The organism is Nissabacter archeti (assembly GCF_018257325.1).
In the GTDB taxonomy this organism is placed as follows: domain Bacteria; phylum Pseudomonadota; class Gammaproteobacteria; order Enterobacterales; family Enterobacteriaceae; genus Chimaeribacter; species Chimaeribacter arupi.
This window is the reverse complement of record NZ_JAERKB010000012.1, coordinates 119798-135617: the sequence shown is the minus strand read 5'-3', so window position 1 is coordinate 135617 and position 15820 is coordinate 119798. Positions and strand designations below refer to the sequence as shown.

Sequence of the window (15820 nt, the reverse complement as noted above, 5' to 3'; positions counted from 1 at the left end):
AAAGCCACGTGCTTGAGGTGCCAACAGAAAAAACAGAGACAATGCGGAACTCTGCGTACCGTGTAAACTCCAAGCAGGTGCTTGCTCAGGAAAAAAGATGATGGCTGGCAGTACAATTTTATGCGTGGAAACAGGTTTGGGGAGAATTTACCTCGGATGAGCGAGCAGTTTACGGATCAGGTTCTGGTTGAGCGGGTCCAGAAGGGAGATCAAAAATCGTTCAATTTACTGGTGATCCGTTACCAGCATAAAGTGGCGAGTCTCGTTTCCCGCTATGTACCCCAGGGCGATGTGCCGGATGTGGTACAAGAATCTTTTATTAAAGCATACCGTGCGCTGGAGTCCTTCCGGGGAGACAGTGCGTTTTACACCTGGTTATACCGTATTGCCGTAAACACGGCTAAAAATTATCTGGTCGCACAAGGGCGCCGGCCACCGGCCAGCGACGTTGATGCCAACGATGCAGAAAACTTTGAAAGTGCAGGCGCATTGAAAGAAATTTCGAACCCTGAGAATTTAATGTTGTCTGAGGAGTTACGACAGATAGTTTTCCGCACTATTGAATCACTCCCTGAAGATCTCCGCATGGCGATAACCTTGCGGGAACTGGATGGCCTGAGCTATGAAGAGATAGCGGCTATTATGGAGTGCCCGGTAGGCACGGTGCGATCCCGCATCTTCCGCGCTCGGGAAGCTATTGATAATAAAGTCCAACCGCTGATTCAGCGTTAGTACAGCGGGCACAGGAAGGGTACTAAGGCATGCAGAAAGAACAGCTTTCCGCTCTGATGGATGGTGAAGCGCTTGATTCCGAGTTGTTGAACGCGTTATCAAACGACAAAGCGCTTCAGGACCGCTGGCAGAGCTATCATCTGATCCGTGACACGATGCGGGGCGATGTCGGTGAGGTGATGCATCTGGACATCGCTGCCCAGGTGGCCGCCGCGATTGAGAAAGAACCGGCCCGCCTGGTTCCGAACGCGATTCCGGACGCCCAGCCGCAGCCGCACACCTGGCAGAAGATGCCGTTCTGGCATAAAGTCCGCCCGTGGGCCAGTCAGCTTACCCAGGTAGGTGTTGCTGCCTGTGTCTCGCTGGCCGTGATCGTGGGTGTTCAGCACTACAACCAGCCTGAAGGCAGCAGCTCACCTGAAACGCCGGTGTTCAACACCTTGCCGATGATGGGCGGAAAAGCCTCTCAGGTCAGCTTCGGTGTGCCGAGTGATAACACCACGGCGAACGGGGGTCAGCAGCAACTTCAGGAGCAGCGCAAACGTATTAACGCGATTTTGCAGGATTATGAGTTGCAGCGCCGTTTGCATTCTGATCAGCTTCAGCTGGACTCCACGAGTCCGCAGCAGGCCGCTGTTCAGGTACCCGGTAATCAGTCATTAGGAATGCAATCGCAGTAATGAAGCAATTTTGGTTTGCCGTGAGTGTGCTGACAGGCAGCCTGATTTATCCTACCATCGCCCCGGCGCAGACTGCGTCCGGGGCGTTGTTGCAACAGATGAACAGCGCCAGCCAGACCCTCGATTATGAAATCGCCTTTATCAGCATCAGCAAGCAGGGAATAGATTCCTCACGCTATCGCCATGTAAAGCTGGGCAAAGAGTCGTTTGCCCAGTTGTTGCAGATGGACGGCCCACGCCGCGAGATTTTGCAGCGAGGCAATGAGATCAGCTATTTTGAGGCGGGGCTGGAGCCTTTTACCCTGACCGGCGATCACATTGTTGATGCATTACCGGCCCTGGCGTTTTCTGATTACGGGCAGCTTGCAAAATACTATGACTTTATCCCGGTAGGCCGCGCCCGCATCTCCGATCGGCCCAGTGAGGTTATCCGCATTGTGGCGCGTGACGGCACACGTTACAGCTATATCGTCTGGATCGATGAAGAAACCAAACTGCCGCTGCGGGCCGATCTGCTGGATCGGGATGGGGAGACTTTGGAGCAGTTCCGGGTGATCTCCTTTGTTGCCAGCGATCAGGTAGAGGAAGCGCTGGCCGGCCTGCAAAAAGCGCAGTTGCCCCCGTTGCTCTCTATTCCGGCCACCGACAAAGTGAATTTCAGTTGGGCGCCGAAATGGCTGCCGGTCGGGGTCACGGAAGTCTCACGCAGCCGCCGCACATTGCCAAATCTGCCGCTTCCGATAGAATCCCGGCTTTACTCTGATGGGTTGTTCAGTTTCTCTGTCAACATCAGCACGTCCGGCAGCCCGACGTCTGAGCAGTTTGTCCGGCAGGGGCGGCGCACGGTACACACTGAAATCCGTGACGGCCGGGAGATTACCGTGGTCGGCGAACTGCCGCCCTCTACAGCAAAGCGCATTGCTGACAGCATTGTTCTGACCGGGTCGCAATAAGGTAATTCATTATGATGAAAGAATGGGCCACCGTCATTTCGTGGGAAAAGGGCGTTGCACTGCTGCAGTGTGACCCTCAGGCCGGGTGCGGCAGTTGCAATGCACGTACCGGTTGCGGCACCCGGACGTTGAATAAGCTGGGGCCGCAGCCTACCCATCACTTGCAGGTAAATATTGACCAGCCGCTGGAACCCGGCCAGAAAGTGGAATTAGGCATTACTGAAGGCAGTTTGCTGCGTTCGGCGTTGCTGGTGTATATGACACCGCTGGCGGGGCTGTTGCTGGGCGGCGGGGCAATGCAGATGTGGCTTAACAGCGATCTCTTTGCCCTGTTGGGCGCGGTGGCTGGCGGGGCCGCGGGTTTTATCACTGCACGTTTCCTGGCTAAACAGAGTGCAGAAGAGCATGACTACCAGCCGGTGGTCTTGCAGATTGGCCTGCCGCCTACGGCGTTCCGTATGCAAAGCGACCTTTCCTGATAGCCTTTTCCCTGCCTAAAAAAGCGTGACGCGCTGCAACACGGTAGCGCGTAATGACCTTTCCTGTAGTTCACGCCTGTTGCCGCCGGCAGCTCGTCCTGTGAGCCGCCTCACTCCACCTGTTATGTGCGAATCGGGATCCGGCTTTGAATCATATGCTCGATTAACGCAATAAACAGATCGGCACTGAACAGCGACATATAGGGAATCGAGAACAGTACCCGATCCTGGGCATCCAGTAATTCAATCGGCTCGCCGGGGCCGCCGGAAACAATATGATGAACTTCATCGATCGGGATCATCTGATCCTCTGTGCTCAGCGACAGGGCGCTCAGCCGTAATTGCTTCTCTTTCATCATCCAAAAATTGCGTGACAAGACCCGTTTCAGCAGGCTGCGGCTGGGGCAGAGATAGAAAAAGCTCACATGCCCATCATTGGCCAACATGGTCAGGGCTGCCGGGCCGCGATGGATCAACTGCTGGTTGATAATCACTTCAATCAGGCGCGCTGAACCGGCCACATTCGGGGAAATCTTATTCCAGGCACTGTATATATCTGTGCGGAATGCCAGGGCATTGATTAATTTCCCGGTATAGTTACCACTGCGGTAACGGTAAATATCACAGATTTTCTCAAAAGGAATAAAGTGATCCTTTTGGTCATGCTGATTAATAACCAGAATACCATTCTCATGCAGCTGGTAGATTTGTTTGGGTTTAATTAAATGACGCAGGAACATTAATGTAATGCCCAGCACGATACAGGCCATACCGGCCAACAGCGTGAATTGTACCCGATCATCTTCTGCGCGTTCAGCCGTGAGTAAAAACAGAAACAGCACCGCCCCCGCCAACATCAGCAGCGCAGAAATGACAATGGTTATCCACGAGTTGGTTTTGGTGAAACCATGGCGGCTGAGTAACCGTCCTTCCTCGATCATAACGGGTATCCTTGTAACCTGAATAATATGAAAAAACTAAAATATCTCTAAAGCCACTTTTAGAATCATTATTGTTTACGCTCTACTGGCGAATACACTATCTAGTCTACTGAGAGGAAAGGTGTAAATGAGCATTATCCTAAAGGCAGGCGGGCGCACGAAAAGGCGTGACTCAAGGTGAAATAAAAAGGAGGGGGGAAAGCCGGGCGCAGCATACCCAATAATATGAAACATTATATTTTCGTTATTTCCCTTAGTTATTTTAGGGAAAAATAGCGGGGTAAGGCGGCAAAGGGCGCACGCCGGGCAGTGCGCAAAACAATTTTACTTACCTGTCGCGGTTTGTCGCACCTCCTCACATCTTATTTCCCTCTTTGCCGCCACTTTTGCGCGATGATATCCATAATTAAGCGATAGCATGGCGGATGACTAGGCTTTCACAGGCCCGGCATGTAGAATGCTGCGACTCAGGCGTAAGAGAGCCAATCAACTCACCGTCGCTTCTTGTCCATGCGTGTCCCCATAGGCGAGCGATTCAGAAATACCAAGGCAGAAAAACTTTTATAATGAAGCATATACGAAATTTCTCCATTATTGCCCATATTGACCACGGTAAGTCGACGCTGTCCGACCGTATTATCCAGATTTGCGGCGGGCTCTCCGATCGTGAAATGGCGGCGCAGGTCCTGGATTCCATGGATCTGGAACGTGAGCGCGGCATTACCATCAAAGCGCAGAGCGTGACGCTGGACTATAAAGCGCAGGACGGCCAGACCTACCAGCTCAACTTCATCGATACGCCGGGGCACGTTGACTTCTCGTATGAGGTTTCCCGCTCGCTGGCAGCCTGTGAAGGGGCACTGCTGGTGGTAGATGCCGGGCAGGGCGTTGAGGCACAGACCCTCGCCAACTGCTACACCGCGATCGAAATGGATCTGGAAGTGGTGCCGGTTCTGAACAAGATTGACCTGCCGGCCGCCGATCCCGATCGCGCTGCGCAGGAGATCGAAGATATCGTCGGCATCGACGCCACGGATGCCGTACGCTGCTCTGCCAAAACCGGCGTAGGCGTACCGGACGTGCTGGAGCGCCTGGTGCGCGACATTCCCCAGCCACAAGGCGACCCGGATGCACCGTTGCAGGCGCTGATCATCGACTCCTGGTTCGACAACTACCTCGGCGTTGTGTCACTGATCCGTATCAAAAACGGCACCCTGCGCAAAGGCGACAAGGTGAAAGTAATGAGCACCGGCCAGTCTTATAACGCTGACCGTCTGGGCATCTTTACCCCGAAACAGGTGGATCGTGACTCCCTGAGCTGCGGGGAAGTAGGCTGGCTGGTCTGCGCCATCAAAGACATTCTGGGCGCACCGGTAGGCGATACCCTGACGCTGACCCGCCAACCGGCAGAGAAAGCGCTGCCGGGCTTCAAAAAGGTGAAACCACAGGTTTACGCCGGCCTGTTCCCGATCAGTTCTGATGACTACGAAGCGTTCCGTGATGCGCTCGGCAAACTGAGCCTGAACGACGCCTCGCTGTTCTATGAGCCGGAAAGCTCTACCGCGCTGGGCTTCGGCTTCCGCTGTGGCTTCCTGGGCTTGCTGCACATGGAGATCATTCAGGAGCGTCTGGAGCGTGAATACGACCTGGACCTGATCACCACGGCCCCGACCGTGGTTTACGAGGTGGAAACCACCTCCGGTGAAATCGTGTATGTTGACAGCCCTTCCAAACTGCCGGCGCTGAACAACATTGCCGAACTGCGTGAGCCGATCGCTGAGTGCCACATGCTGATGCCGCAGGAGTACCTGGGCAACGTGATTACGCTCTGTGTTGAAAAACGCGGTGTGCAAACCAACATGGTTTACCACGGTAACCAGGTTGCATTGACGTATGAAATCCCGATGGCGGAAGTGGTGCTCGATTTCTTCGACCGCCTGAAATCCACCTCACGGGGTTATGCATCACTGGATTACAACTTCAAACACTTCCAGGCGTCCGACATGGTGCGGGTTGACGTGCTGATCAACAGTGAGCGCGTGGACGCGCTGGCGTTGATTACCCACCGCGATAACGCCCAGTACCGCGGCCGTGAGCTGGTTGAGAAGATGCGCGAACTGATCCCGCGTCAGCAGTTTGACATCGCGATTCAGGCTGCCATCGGTAACCACATCATTGCCCGTTCCACCGTGAAACAATTGCGCAAAAACGTTCTGGCAAAATGTTACGGCGGTGACGTCAGCCGTAAGAAAAAACTGCTGCAGAAGCAGAAAGAAGGTAAAAAGCGCATGAAGCAGGTGGGTAACGTTGAGTTGCCGCAGGAAGCGTTCCTGGCCATTCTGCATGTTGGTAAAGACAGCAAATAAATTAAGGAGTCAGCATGGCTAACATGTTTGCGCTGGGGTTGTTTGTTGCAACCCTGCTCACAGGGATTATCTGGTGTCTTGACCGCGTTGTCTGGGCGCCGGCCCGCCGGAAAAAAGCGGCCGCCATTAACGCTCAGACAGCGGGTAATCTCGACAGCGCAACCCTGAACAGTGTCGCGAAGCAACCGGGTTGGGTGGAAACCTGCGCCTCGGTGTTTCCGGTATTATTCATCGTGTTTGTGGTGCGCTCCTTTATTTTTGAGCCGTTCCAGATCCCGTCAGGGTCGATGATGCCAACGCTGCTGATTGGGGATTTCATCGTGGTGGAGAAATTCGCTTACGGCCTGAAAGACCCGATCACCCAGACGACGCTTATCCCGACCGGCCACCCAAAACGTGGTGACATTGTGGTGTTTAAATACCCGCGCGACACGCGGGTTGACTACATCAAACGGGTGGTTGGCCTGCCGGGCGACCGCGTCAGTTATGACCCGGTCAGCAAGCGCGTAACGGTGCAACCGGCCTGCAACAGTGACAGCAATTGCGATAAAGCCCTGGCTGTGACCTACACCCAGGCCGTGCCGAGCAACCTGGTGCAGACCTTTGGTCACAGCGCCGGCAGCGAGGCCTCCAGCGGGTTCTATGATGTGCCGCAGAGCGATACCGTGCCGGATGGCGGCATCCGCCTGCGCGACCGTCAGGAGAACCTGGGGGGCGTCACGCACAATATTCTGGATGTACCGGGCGCACAGGATCAGCTGGGGATGTACTACCAGCAACCTGGGCAGCCGCTGGGCGTCTGGGTGGTACCGGCCGGGCACTATTTCATGATGGGCGACAACCGGGATAACAGTGCCGACAGCCGCTACTGGGGCTTTGTGCCTGAGAAGAACCTGGTAGGCAAAGCCACCGCTATCTGGATGAGTTTTGAGAAGCAGGAAGGCGAATGGCCGACCGGTGTACGCTTCAGCCGTATTGGTGGAATCCATTAATCCGGCCCATAAACGCAGCATTATGTCGCGACTCGTTGTAGAATAACCCCTTGAGCGATAAAAGTTGGCTCCTCATCCCAGAGGAGCCACTGCAAACGAAACAGCTTTGGATTGGCTTTGGGCGAAGCAGGCCTGTTCCGTATGCTGAAGTTTTTGACGCATTCTTGATCTATTGGTAACTCATGAACCCCATCGTAATAAACAGGCTACAGCGAAAGCTGGGCTACACTTTTCAACAGCAGGAGCTCTTGCTGCAAGCACTGACTCATCGCAGCGCCAGCAGCAAACATAACGAACGGTTAGAGTTTTTGGGTGACTCTATTCTCAGTTTTGTCATTGCCAATGCGCTTTATCACCGTTTTCCCAAAGTGGATGAAGGCGATATGAGCCGTATGCGTGCCACGCTGGTACGCGGCAATACGCTGGCAGAAATGGCGCGTGAATTTGATCTTGGCGAATGTTTGCGCCTGGGCCCTGGTGAATTGAAAAGTGGTGGTTTCCGCCGCGAATCTATTCTCGCGGACACGGTAGAAGCCCTGATTGGTGGCGTGTTTTTAGATAGCGATATCCAGAACGTCGAACGTTTGATTCTTAACTGGTATCAGAGCCGGTTGGATGAAATCAGTCCCGGTGACAAGCAGAAAGACCCAAAAACCCGCTTACAGGAGTTTTTGCAAGGTCGCCATCTGCCGTTGCCTTCTTATCTGGTCGTACAGGTTCGCGGTGAGGCGCACGATCAAGAATTTACTATCCACTGCCAGGTCAGCGGGTTGAGTGAACCGGTGGTTGGCACCGGCTCAAGCCGCCGTAAAGCCGAACAGGCGGCAGCGGAACAAGCGCTGAAAAAGCTGGAGCTTGAATGAGCGAAGAGAAAACATATTGCGGATTTGCCGCCATCGTCGGGCGACCGAACGTAGGCAAATCGACGCTGCTGAATCAGTTGTTGGGGCAAAAAATCTCCATCACCTCACGTAAGCCGCAGACAACCCGCCACCGTATTATGGGCATTCACACTGAAGGCCCTTATCAGGCGATCTATGTCGATACCCCAGGACTGCACATCGAAGAGAAGCGTGCCATCAACCGTTTGATGAACCGCGCAGCCAGCAGTTCCATCGGTGACGTGGAGCTGGTGATCTTTGTGGTGGAAGGCACGCACTGGACGCCGGACGATGAGATGGTGGTCAACAAATTGCGTGACCTGAAAGCCCCGGTTGTGCTGGCGATCAACAAAGTGGATAACGTGGCAGACAAAAGCAAACTGCTGCCGCATATCCAGTTCCTGAGCGAGCAGATGAACTTCCTCGATGTGGTGCCAATCTCCGCAGAGAAAGGCACCAATGTGGACACCATCGCCAGCATCGTGCGCAAGCGCCTGCCGGAAGCGGTTCACCACTTCCCGGAAGATTACATCACTGACCGTTCACAGCGCTTTATGGCCTCTGAAATCATCCGTGAAAAACTGATGCGTTTCCTGGGCGAAGAGCTGCCTTACTCGGTCACCGTGGAGATTGAGCGCTTTGCGTCCAATGAACGCGGCGGGTATGACGTCAACGGGCTGATTCTGGTGGAGCGTGAAGGCCAGAAGAAGATGGTGATCGGGAACAAAGGGGCCAAGATCAAAACCATCGGCATTGAAGCACGTCAGGACATGGAAGAGATGTTCGAGGCCAAAGTGCACCTTGAACTCTGGGTAAAAGTGAAATCCGGTTGGGCAGACGACGAACGTGCGCTGCGCAGCCTGGGTTACGTAGACGACCTCTAAGGCGCAATGCCGATGGAAGGCTGGCAGCGGGCATTTGTATTACATGGGCGGCCCTACAGTGAAACCAGCCTGATGCTGGATTTGTTCACGGAAGGGCATGGGCGGGTGCGGGTGCTGGCAAAAGGCGCACGCAGCCGCCGTTCCACCCTGAAAGGGGCGCTGCAGCCTTTTACCCCGTTGTTAGTGCGTTGGGGCGGGCGCGGGGAAGTAAAAACCCTGCGCAATGCCGAACCGGTGTCACTCTCTCTGCCGCTCAGCGGAATGATGCTCTACAGCGGTCTATACGTTAACGAGTTGCTGGCACGCGTGCTGGAGCCGGAAACAGACTGCGCCTCCCTGTTCTTTGATTACCTCTCCTGCATTCAGTTACTGGCGGCCGGGCAGGGCTCACCGGAACAGGCGCTGCGCCGTTTTGAACTGGCTCTGCTGGCGCACCTGGGCTATGGCGTGGATTTTCTGCACTGCGCCGGCAGCGGCGAGCAGGTCACCGATGAGATGACTTACCGCTACCGCGAAGAGAAAGGTTTTATCGCCAGCCTGGTCATTGATAACCACAGCTTCACCGGCCGCCAGCTCAAAGCGCTGGCAGAGCGCGAGTTTCCGGACAGCGATGCCCTGCGCGCGGCCAAACGGTTTACCCGGATGGCGCTGAAGCCTTATCTTGGCGGTAAGCCGCTGAAAAGCCGGGAACTGTTCCGCCAGTTCAGTGTAAAAGCGCCGTCCGAAAAACCCCTCGATTCCGCTGACTGACCTCTCCTCCGATTACCCCTCACCGCATCGGCAGTGTAAACTGCCTGCACCCCCACCTTTTTCCGAGGACTGTCATGGCTGACTTATTGCTTGGTGTCAATATTGACCACATCGCCACGGTGCGTAATGCGCGCGGCACAAATTACCCCGATCCGGTACAGGCGGCGTTTGTCTCAGAGCAGGCGGGCGCAGACGGTATTACCGTGCACCTGCGTGAGGATCGCCGTCACATCACCGATCGCGACGTGCGTATTCTGCGGCAGACTATCCAGACGCGGATGAATCTGGAGATGGCCGTAACGGATGAGATGCTTGGCATTGCCTGCGATCTGACGCCGCATTTCTGCTGCCTGGTGCCGGAAAAGCGCCAGGAAGTGACCACCGAAGGCGGCCTGGATGTGGCCGGGCAAATTGACAAAATGGGCGTTGCCGTTGAGCGCCTGAATCAGGCAGGCATTCTGGTTTCGCTGTTTATTGATGCCGATCTGCGCCAGATTGACGCTGCCGTAGCCGTGGGCGCGCCGTATATCGAAATTCATACCGGGGCTTATGCCGAAGCGGCGTCACCGCAGGCGCAACTGGCCGAGCTGGAGCGCATCAAACGTGCTGCTGCTTATGCCGCGGGCAAAGGGCTTTACGTGAATGCCGGCCACGGCCTGACTTACCACAACGTACAGCCGGTTGCCGCCATTGCTGAGATGCACGAGCTGAATATCGGCCATGCCATTATTGGCCGGGCGGTAATAAGCGGTCTGGCAGACGCAGTGCGGGATATGAAAACCCTGATGCTGGATGCCCGCCGCTGATGGCTATTCTGGGGCTGGGTACCGATATCGTAGAAATATCACGCATTGAAGCCGTGGTGGAACGCAATGGTGACCGGCTGGCCAGGCGCATCCTCTGTGACAATGAGTGGGCGCTCTACCAGCAACACCAGCAACCGGTGCGGTTTCTGGCCAAACGCTTTGCAGTGAAAGAGGCGGCCGCCAAGGCGCTTGGCACCGGCATCCGTCAGGGGCTGGCGTTTGAGCAGTTTGAAGTGGTCAATAATGCGCTCGGCAAGCCCGGGCTGGTACTGCATGCACGTGCGGCCGAGATTGCTGCCGAAATGGGCGTCACGTCAATTCATGTCACCCTGGCGGATGAACGCCGCTACGCCTGTGCCACCGTGATTGTGGAAGGGTAACACCGGCCTTTGGCACAACACTGCATCGGGTGGGTCAGCTTACCAGATGCAGTTCAACATATTTGTCCCACAACTGCTCGCGGGTTTCGGTGTGCTGCGGATCGATCAGGATAGTTTTGTCGATCGGGCAGACCTGTTGACAGGTGGGGGCGTCATAATGGCCGACGCACTCGGTGCAGCGCGCCGGGTCAATCTCGTAGATAGCCTTTCCCATTGAAATGGCCTGATTCGGGCATTCCGGCTCGCACATGTCGCAGTTGATGCATTTTTTGGTGATCAGCAGGGCCATGGTGGTCTCTTCATTAAAACGGGAGGCGGAGTATACCAGAACGCCTGAATCTTGCTGAGCTAAGCCACGCCGGCCTGATCCCGGTCAAATCAGCTTTTTCATTAGCGCTTCGCTGTGGCGGATATGGGACGACGCATGATCGGCATCGTGCTGGATCAGCGCCATAAACAGCAGATCGGTCAGCGCATATTGCGCGGTGCTGGCGGAGATGGCTGCGCCCCGGGTGGCCGGGCGTTCTGCGACGGTGTAGAGGCTATGGTCGGCGCGCTGTTGCAGCCCATTGGGGGAGAAACTGGTCAGCGCCAACACCTTCGCCCCGGCTTGCCGCGCCACCTCTGCCGCCAGATTAATTTCACGCCGCTCACCGCTGAATGAGATAGCCAGCAGCAGGTCATCTGCCGTCAATGCCTGGGCGGTCGCCAGTTGCACATGGGTGTCAGATTCTGCACTGGCCAGCACCCCAATCTTCAGCAGTTTATAGGCCAGATCTTTCGCCGCCAGCCCCGATGCGCCGATGCCCACCAGTAACACCCGTCGCGCCGCAGCCAGCATGTTCAAGGCCTGCTGGAGCCGCTCCTCGCTGTTGATGTCCAGCGTGGCGCGTAAAGCCGCCTGCTTTTCTGCCAGTAATTTCTCGCCCACAATTTTCAGGCTGTCCGTGCTGAGGATCTGGTTATGCACCGTCACCGCCGCCTGATCCCCGGCGGAGGCCAGGCTTTCGCTCAGGGCCAGCTTCAGTGCCGGAAAACCCCGGTAACCGAGCTTCTGGGCAAATTTCACCACGCTCGACTGGCTAACCCCGGCCTGCTGCGCCAGTTGTTGGGAGCTGAGATGACGGGCGCTTTCCGTGTGTGACAATAGAAAATCAGCCAGTTTGCGGTCATTCTGCGCCAGCGAATGATAAATCTGACGAATACGTAAAAAGCTGCTCATAAATTCATTCCTGCAAAGGGGCAACAGAAGCACGGGCAAGCGCGCCGCCGATCACGGTTTTGATCGCCTGACAAATAAAGTAGCAAATTCTGCTCGTGTTAAAGAATAAAATATTCAATGATAATTTATCTTTCATGAATTAAATATTCAAAGGCAACGTTATGAACCTAGGCTCACTGATTTCTGAAACCCGTAACCCCGACACCCTGCGGCTGGATGAGATGACCACGCTGGAGATGGTCACCGCCTTCAATCGTGAAGACCACAAAGTGCCGGACGCCATTGCCCAGGTGCTGCCGCAGGTGGCGGAGGCGGTTGATCTGGCCGCAGCGGCGCTGCGTGCCGGGGGGCGCATTATCTATCTCGGTGCCGGCACCAGCGGGCGGCTGGGCGTGCTGGATGCGTCAGAGTGCCCGCCCACGTTTGGTGTGGATCATGGGGTGGTGGTGGGGCTTATCGCCGGGGGCCCGGGCGCATTGCTGAAAGCCGTGGAGGGCGCGGAAGACAGCCTGACGCTGGGCGCAGAGGATCTTCAGGCCATCGCGCTGGCCCCGCATGATCTGGTGGTGGGGCTGGCGGCGTCGGGCCGTACCCCGTATGTGATCGGCGCATTGCGCCATGCACGCGAAGCCGGTTGCGCCACGGTCGCGATCTCCTGTAACCCGGACTCGCCCATTGCCCATGAGGCGCAGGTGGCCATCAGCCCGGTGGTGGGCCCGGAGGCACTGACCGGGTCAACCCGGCTCAAGTCCGGCACGGCACAAAAGCTGGTGCTGAATATGATCTCCACCGGCGCCATGGTCAAAACCGGCAAGGTTTACCAGAACCTGATGGTGGACGTGAAAGCCACCAACGAAAAGCTGGTGGATCGCGCCTGCCGCATTGTGGTGGAGGCCACCGGTGCTGCACGTCACGAGGCGGAACAGGCGTTGCAGCAGACCGGTTTTGAGGTGAAGCCGGCCATCCTGATGATCCTGGCTGAGGTCAGCGCGGACGAAGCCTGCCGGCGGCTGGCACACCATAACGGCTATTTGCGCGCGGCGATCGCGGGCTGACACCAGATGAGGTGGAAAAATGGACAAAACCACAGCCTTAGCGACCGAACTCCTGGCGGGTATCGGCGGCGAAGCGAACATCAGCAAGCTGGAAAACTGCATGACGCGGGTGCGCGTTGAAGTCAAAGATGAACAGCAACTGATGCTGGCCGAGCTGCGCAACCTGGACGGGATAAAGGGTTACATCAAGCAGGGTGAACAGCATCAGTTCATCGTTGGCCCCGGCGCGGCGGCCAAAGTGGTGGATTGTATGCGCAGCCTGCTGTCAGAAAGGCCGGCCACCGCGCAGGATGAGATAGCACGCAACAAGGCTGCCGCGAAAGCCAGATACGCGGCACCGATGAGTGAGGCGCTGAAAAAACTGGCGGCGGTGTTTATCCCGCTGATCCCGGCGTTTATCGCCTCCGGCCTGATTACCGGCATCATCAACCTGCTGAAACGGCCGGACATTGCCGGTGAGTTTGCGGTGCATTACCCGAATGTGCTGGGGTTACTGGGCATTTTCGGCAGTGCGGTGTTCGCCATCATGAATATCCTGGTGGGGGTGAACGCGGCGCGGGTCTTTGGCGGCTCGCTGGCGATGGGCGGGGTGATGGCCGGGATTTTAACCAGCCCGGCCCTGGCGCAAATTGTGCTGTTTGGCGAGCCGTTGCAACCAGGGCGCGGCGGGGTGATTGCCGTATTGCTGGTGGTGGCGCTGATGTGCTGGGTGGAACGCCGGTTACGCGCCTGGCTGCCGGAATCGGTGGAACTGATAGTCAATCCGCTGCTGACCACGTTGATCACCGCAAGCTTGGCTATCCTTATAGTGCAGCCGCTGGGCGGATATATCTCTGATGCCATTGTACTGGGCGTGAATGTGGCGCTGGAGCAGGGCGGGCTGCTGGTCGGTGCGCTGTTGTCCGGCTTTTTCCTGCCGCTGGTGCTCTCCGGGTTGCATCAGGGGCTGGTGCCGATCCATGTGGAGATGGTACAGGCGCACGGTAACAATCCCCTGTTGCCGATTCTGGCGATGGCCGGTGTCGGGCAGGTGGGGGCCGCCCTCGCGGTATTGTTGAGGACACGCAACGCGCGGCTGAAGAAAGTGATTAAAGGCGCGCTGCCGGTGGGCATCCTGGGTATTGGCGAGCCGCTGATTTTTGGTGTGACCCTGCCGCTGGGCAAACCGTTTCTGGGTGCGTGCCTGGGCGGGGCAGTGGGCGGTGCCTTGATAAGTTACTGGAAAGTGGCTACGGTCATTACTTTCGGCATCTCAGGATTGCCGCTGGCCCTGACCATTATTGCCGGTAAAGTGATGTTTTATCTGATGGGTTGTTTGATCACGGTACTGGCAGGATTTATTTTCACCTGGATATTAGGATTCACCGATCCTGAGGAGTAACTTTTGAGCGCGGAACAAGCCCGGCGGGTAGTGTTTTTTGATTTGGATGGAACGCTGCATCAGCAGGACATGTTCGGCAGTTTTTTACGTTTCCTGCTGTGGCGGATGCCGCAAAATCTGGTGCTGGTGGTGCCGTTGTTACCGGTGATTGGGCTTGGCCTGCTGATCGGCGGCCGGGCGACCCGCTGGCCGATGAGCCTGCTGCTGTGGGCCATCACCTTTGGCCACAGCGAGGCGCACCTGCGCGACCTGGAATTGCGTTTTGTCACCTGGTTCCGCAGCATTGTGACCGCTTTCCCGGTGGTACAGATGCGCCTGAACGAGTATCTCGACAAGCACAATGCCGAAGTCTGGCTGATTACCGGATCGCCGCAACGGCTGGTGGAGCAGGTTTACAGCGGCTCCGAATTCCTGCCGCGTGTGCGGCTGGTCGGCAGCCGGATGGCGCGCCGTAATGGGGGCTGGGTATTGCCGTTGCGCTGCCTCGGGATGCAGAAAGTGGTGGAGCTTGAACAGCGCCTGGGCACCCCGCTGAAACTCTACAGCGGGTACAGTGACAGCAAGCAGGATAACCCGCTGCTGTTTTTCTGTGAGCACCGTTTCCGCGTCAGCAAAGAAGGGGAGCTGCAACAGCTCGAGTAACGGCAGCACGCCGGCGTGGCAAACCGGCAGCCAGGGACTCTCAGGGCGGAATTTCCGCCCTTTTTTATTGCGTGCGCCACAGAGCCGGGCCGGGGCCGATAGATAAGCTAGAATGCGATCGTCTGCCGTGTATAATGCGCGCGGCAAATGAATGAGAGGTCAAGGTGACGCAGGATATTAACCATGAATTTTGGATGCGGCACGCATTGACGCTGGCGCAACGCGCGCAGGATGAAGGGGAAGTGCCGGTCGGTGCCGTGCTGGTGCTGGATAACCAGCCGATTGGCGAGGGTTGGAACCGGCCGATTGGCCGCCACGATCCTACCGCCCATGCGGAGATCATGGCCCTGCGCCAGGGCGGGCAGGTGATGCAGAATTACCGCCTGCTGGAGGCCACGCTGTATGTCACCCTGGAGCCGTGTGTGATGTGCGCCGGGGCGATGGTGCACAGCCGGATCGGGCGGCTGGTGTACGGCGCAGACGATCGTAAAACCGGGGCGGCCGGCTCATTGCTGGATGTGTTGCGCCACCCCGGCATGAACCATCAGGTGGCGATTGAATCCGGCGTGCTGGCTGACGCCTGTTCAGCGATGCTGAGTGACTTCTTCCGCCTGCGCCGCGCGCAGCAGAAAGCACTGAAACAGGCCGCCAAAGCCGCAGGCGGCCACTGAGTCTC

At 56.7% G+C, this 15820-nt stretch carries 18 protein-coding genes; 15 read left to right on the top strand and 3 right to left on the bottom strand.

What is annotated here, in order from left to right:
• The first annotated feature begins 156 nt into the window (after positions 1-156).
• From rpoE to rseC, 4 genes are read left to right on the top strand one after another with little or no spacing between them, the layout of a single operon-like run.
• Complete coding sequence (rpoE, locus tag JK232_RS17240) at positions 157-732, top strand: RNA polymerase sigma factor RpoE (protein WP_072930403.1); 576 nt, start codon at positions 157-159, stop codon at positions 730-732.
• Between the two features lie 29 nt (positions 733-761).
• Complete coding sequence (gene rseA, locus JK232_RS17235; RefSeq protein WP_072930176.1) at positions 762-1412, top strand: anti-sigma-E factor RseA; 651 nt, start codon at positions 762-764, stop codon at positions 1410-1412.
• Complete coding sequence (gene rseB, locus JK232_RS17230) at positions 1412-2365, top strand: sigma-E factor regulatory protein RseB (RefSeq protein ID WP_072930177.1); 954 nt, start codon at positions 1412-1414, stop codon at positions 2363-2365. Before rseA ends, rseB begins: the two co-directional genes overlap by 1 nt.
• Positions 2366-2376: 11 nt before the next feature.
• On the top strand, positions 2377-2844 hold the full coding sequence (gene rseC / locus JK232_RS17225; RefSeq protein ID WP_072930178.1) for a SoxR-reducing system protein RseC: 468 nt from the start codon (positions 2377-2379) through the stop codon (positions 2842-2844).
• 122 nt (positions 2845-2966) lie between these two features.
• Here rseC and JK232_RS17220 read toward each other — a convergent pair whose 3' ends face one another.
• Positions 2967-3785 carry a hypothetical protein gene (locus JK232_RS17220; RefSeq protein WP_072930179.1) on the bottom strand — a complete coding sequence of 273 codons (819 nt, stop codon included), beginning with the start codon at positions 3783-3785 and terminating at the stop codon, positions 2967-2969.
• Positions 3786-4351: 566 nt separating this feature from the next.
• Between JK232_RS17220 and lepA the strand changes: the two genes are divergently transcribed.
• The 7 genes from lepA (at position 4352) to acpS (ending at position 10844) form a co-directional block, all read left to right on the top strand.
• Positions 4352-6151: a translation elongation factor 4 gene (gene lepA, locus JK232_RS17215; protein WP_072930180.1), complete on the top strand. Its 1800-nt coding sequence runs from the start codon at positions 4352-4354 to the stop codon at positions 6149-6151.
• Between the two features lie 14 nt (positions 6152-6165).
• Positions 6166-7143: a signal peptidase I gene (gene lepB / locus JK232_RS17210; protein ID WP_072930181.1), complete on the top strand. Its 978-nt coding sequence runs from the start codon at positions 6166-6168 to the stop codon at positions 7141-7143.
• A gap of 182 nt (positions 7144-7325) precedes the next feature.
• Positions 7326-8006 carry a ribonuclease III gene (rnc, locus tag JK232_RS17205; protein WP_072930182.1) on the top strand — a complete coding sequence of 227 codons (681 nt, stop codon included), beginning with the start codon at positions 7326-7328 and terminating at the stop codon, positions 8004-8006.
• A complete protein-coding gene (era, locus tag JK232_RS17200) occupies positions 8003-8908 on the top strand; it encodes a GTPase Era (protein ID WP_101829062.1) in 906 nt (301 codons plus the stop codon). Before rnc ends, era begins: the two co-directional genes overlap by 4 nt.
• A gap of 12 nt (positions 8909-8920) precedes the next feature.
• A complete protein-coding gene (recO, locus tag JK232_RS17195) occupies positions 8921-9658 on the top strand; it encodes a DNA repair protein RecO (RefSeq protein ID WP_072930195.1) in 738 nt (245 codons plus the stop codon).
• Between the two features lie 74 nt (positions 9659-9732).
• A complete protein-coding gene (pdxJ, locus tag JK232_RS17190; protein ID WP_072930196.1) occupies positions 9733-10464 on the top strand; it encodes a pyridoxine 5'-phosphate synthase in 732 nt (243 codons plus the stop codon).
• Complete coding sequence (gene acpS / locus JK232_RS17185) at positions 10464-10844, top strand: holo-ACP synthase (protein WP_101857717.1); 381 nt, start codon at positions 10464-10466, stop codon at positions 10842-10844. The genes pdxJ and acpS overlap by 1 nt, the downstream gene beginning before the upstream one ends.
• Before the next feature lie 34 nt (positions 10845-10878).
• On the opposite strand, the gene JK232_RS17180 is transcribed toward acpS, so the two are convergent.
• Positions 10879-11133, bottom strand: coding sequence for a YfhL family 4Fe-4S dicluster ferredoxin (locus JK232_RS17180; RefSeq protein WP_072930199.1), 255 nt, complete (start codon positions 11131-11133; stop codon positions 10879-10881).
• 84 nt (positions 11134-11217) lie between these two features.
• Positions 11218-12066, bottom strand: a complete 849-nt coding sequence (locus JK232_RS17175) for a MurR/RpiR family transcriptional regulator (protein ID WP_072930200.1) — start codon at positions 12064-12066, stop codon at positions 11218-11220.
• Between the two features lie 161 nt (positions 12067-12227).
• On the opposite strand from JK232_RS17175, the gene murQ reads away from it, so the two are divergent.
• The 4 genes from murQ (at position 12228) to tadA (ending at position 15815) form a co-directional block, all read left to right on the top strand.
• Positions 12228-13121: an N-acetylmuramic acid 6-phosphate etherase gene (gene murQ, locus JK232_RS17170; RefSeq protein ID WP_072930202.1), complete on the top strand. Its 894-nt coding sequence runs from the start codon at positions 12228-12230 to the stop codon at positions 13119-13121.
• A 19-nt stretch (positions 13122-13140) separates the two neighbouring features.
• Positions 13141-14502, top strand: coding sequence for a PTS transporter subunit EIIC (locus JK232_RS17165; protein WP_101834572.1), 1362 nt, complete (start codon positions 13141-13143; stop codon positions 14500-14502).
• 3 nt (positions 14503-14505) lie between these two features.
• Positions 14506-15144 (top strand): phosphatidylglycerophosphatase C, encoded by a 639-nt coding sequence (gene yfhb, locus JK232_RS17160; protein ID WP_072930206.1) that lies wholly within the window; start codon positions 14506-14508, stop codon positions 15142-15144.
• A gap of 164 nt (positions 15145-15308) precedes the next feature.
• Positions 15309-15815 (top strand): tRNA adenosine(34) deaminase TadA, encoded by a 507-nt coding sequence (gene tadA, locus JK232_RS17155; protein WP_276327361.1) that lies wholly within the window; start codon positions 15309-15311, stop codon positions 15813-15815.
• Positions 15816-15820 lie beyond the last annotated feature (5 nt).